The following is a 2,627-nucleotide window of genomic DNA, read 5'->3' as shown; positions in this document are numbered from 1 at the left end:
CGGGCCGCCGGCAAGAAGAACTCCGACCTGCGCCGGGACGGCATGTCACTGCTGCTGCGCGGGGTCGCCGCCGCGATCGGCCCGCGCGGGGAGGCCGGCACGGGTGCTTGGCCCGGGGCCCGGAAGTGCGCCGCAGGTCGCCGCGGCACCGCCCGACCGGACGTGAGATGCGGCACCGCCTTCTGATGACCACGATTCACGGCCTAGTCTTGTTGCCGACGGTACCGCGCCCAATGGCGGCGAAAACGAGGGAGCCCAAGTGAGCAGCGATCGGGACGGCGTCTACGTCGGCGACAACGCGGCGGAGGACGACGACGACTGGTCCGACGCCCCTGACTACACGCCACCCTCCTGGTACACGCAGAGTTCGGACGGTGCACCGGCGGCCCCGGCCCCCGCACCGGCCGCGGCCGTGCCCGACACCCCGGCCCCGGCGCCCGCCGCGCCCGCTCCGCCGGCCGAGGTGCCGCCGCAGCAGGTCGCCCCCGTGCCGGCCCCCGTCGCCCCGGCACCGGCGCCCGCTCCCGTCGCCCAGACCCCCGCCGCCCAGGCCCCCGTCGCCCAGAGCACCGCTGCCCCGGCTCCCGTCGCCCAGACCCCCGCCGCGCCCGCCCCGGCCCCCCTCGCCGCGGCGGCCCCGGCCGCCGAGCCCGCTGCGGCACCCGCGCCGGCCGCCCCGCAGCCGCCGGTGGCCGAGGCCCCGCCGGTACAGGTCCAGTCCGCGCCGGCGCCCGCGCCCGCTCCGCTGCCCGAGCAGACGGCCGGGCAGCAGCAGCCGCCGGCCTGGCCGCACCCCGAGCAGGCCGGTGCGCCGACGCCGCCGGCCCCGGTCCAGCAGGCCCCGGTCCAGCAGCAGCCGGTGGCGCAGCCCCCGTTCCCGCAGCAGGCCGGCCAGCAGCAGCCGGGCCAACTGCCGCCGCAGGCCCCGCCCGTGCAGCACGGCCAGCCGGGACCGGCCGGCCCGCAGTACGCACCGGCGGGCCCGCCCGGTCAGCCCTGGCCGCCGCAGGCCGCGCAGCAGCCGGGCCCGCCGGCCCCGCAGCCGGTGGCCGACCCGCGGCAGGGTGGCTGGCCGCAGCAGGGCCAGTATCCGCAGCAGCAGCCCCACGCGCCCGCCTACCCGCAGCAGCAGGGCATGCCGCAGGCGCCCGCCGCGTTCCAGGGCGGCGGGCAGCAGCCGACCGCGCACGGCGCGGCGCTCGGCTACACCGCCGCGGTCGAGCTGTCCTCGGACCGGCTGCTGCGCGGCCAGCCGAAGGCGCAGCGCCAGCAGCCGCGGTTCCAGTTCGGCGGCAAGGCGGCGCAGGCCGACCGGGCGCGCAAGCTGGAGCAGATCCGTACGCCGGTGATGACCTGCTACCGGATCGCGGTGATCAGCCTCAAGGGCGGTGTCGGCAAGACCACGACCACCACCTCGCTCGGCGCCACCCTGGCCAGTGAGCGGCAGGACAAGGTGGTGGCGATCGACGCCAACCCGGACGCCGGCACCCTCGGCCGCCGGATCAAGCGTCAGACCGGCGCGACCATCCGCGACCTGGTGACGGCCATCCCGCACCTGCGCAGCTACATGGACGTCCGGCAGTTCACCTCGCAGGACCTCAACTCCGGCCTGGAGATCGTCGCCAACGACGTGGACCCGGCCGTCTCCACCACCTTCGACGACTCGGACTACCGCCAGGTCATCGAGGTCCTCGGGCAGCACTACCCGATCATCCTGACCGACTCGGGCACCGGCCTGCTGTACAGCGCGATGCGCGGGGTGCTCGACCTGGCCGACCAGCTGATCGTGGTCGCCACCCCGAGCGTGGACGGCGCCAGCAGCGCCTCCACCACGCTGGACTGGCTCTCCGCGCACGGCTACGCGGACCTGGTGCAGCGCAGCATCACCGTGGTCTCCGGGGTCCGCGAGACCAGCAAGATGATCCGGATCGAGGACATCGTCGCCCACTTCGAGACCCGCTGCCGCGGGGTGGTCGTGGTGCCGTTCGACGAGAGCCTGGCGGCCGGCGCCGAGGTCAACCTGCAGATGATGCGGCCCAAGGTCCGGGACGCGTACTTCGAGCTGGCCGCGCTGGTCGGCGAGGACATCGCGCGCGCCCAGCAGGGCGGCGGCTGGCAGGCCCAGGGGTACCCGCAGCAGCAGCCCGGCCCCGGCTACCCGCAGCAGCAGTACCCGCCGCAGCAGCCCGGTCCGGGCTACCCGCAGCAGCAGTACCCGCCGCAGGGCGGCTACCCGGGCGCGCCCGCGCCGGGTGCGCCGTGGGCCCCGCAGCCGGGCCAGGCGCCGCCGCCCGGGTACGGGCCGGGCCAGCAGCAGCCGTACCCGCCGCAGGGTGCGCAGCAGCCCCCGCAGGAGTGGCTCCAGCAGGGCCGGCCCGGTCAGCCGGGTCAGCCCGGTCAGCAGCCGGGCCAGCCTGGCTACGGGTACCCGCCGCCGCAGGAGCAGGGCCAGCCCGGCCAGCAGCCGCCCGCGCCGGGGTACGGCTACCCGCCGCCGCAGCAGTAGCGGCGGCCGAACGCGGCTCGGCCCGCCGGACGGGAGTCACCTGGCGGCCGTCGACGGTGCCGTAACCGGTCACCACGCCGTCGCCGTACGGGCGGGTCTTCTCCTGCCCGAAATTGGTCGA

Annotated in this window: 2 protein-coding genes; both read left to right on the top strand. The window is 77.0% G+C overall.

Translation table 11 applies throughout. The features are described 5' to 3' along the window. Nucleotides 1–186: hypothetical protein (locus tag AB0D08_RS40680; RefSeq protein WP_359895413.1), on the top strand; the 186-nt coding region annotated here is incomplete at its 5' end. 73 nt (nucleotides 187–259) lie between these two features. Continuing rightward, nucleotides 260–2,506, top strand: coding sequence for a MinD/ParA family protein (locus AB0D08_RS40675; RefSeq protein ID WP_359895411.1), 2,247 nt, complete (start codon nucleotides 260–262; stop codon nucleotides 2,504–2,506). Nucleotides 2,507–2,627: the final 121 nt, after the last annotated feature.

The organism is Kitasatospora sp. NPDC048540 (assembly GCF_040651175.1).
GTDB lineage: Bacteria > Actinomycetota > Actinomycetes > Streptomycetales > Streptomycetaceae > Kitasatospora.
This window is presented reverse-complemented; position numbering and strand designations above follow the sequence as displayed.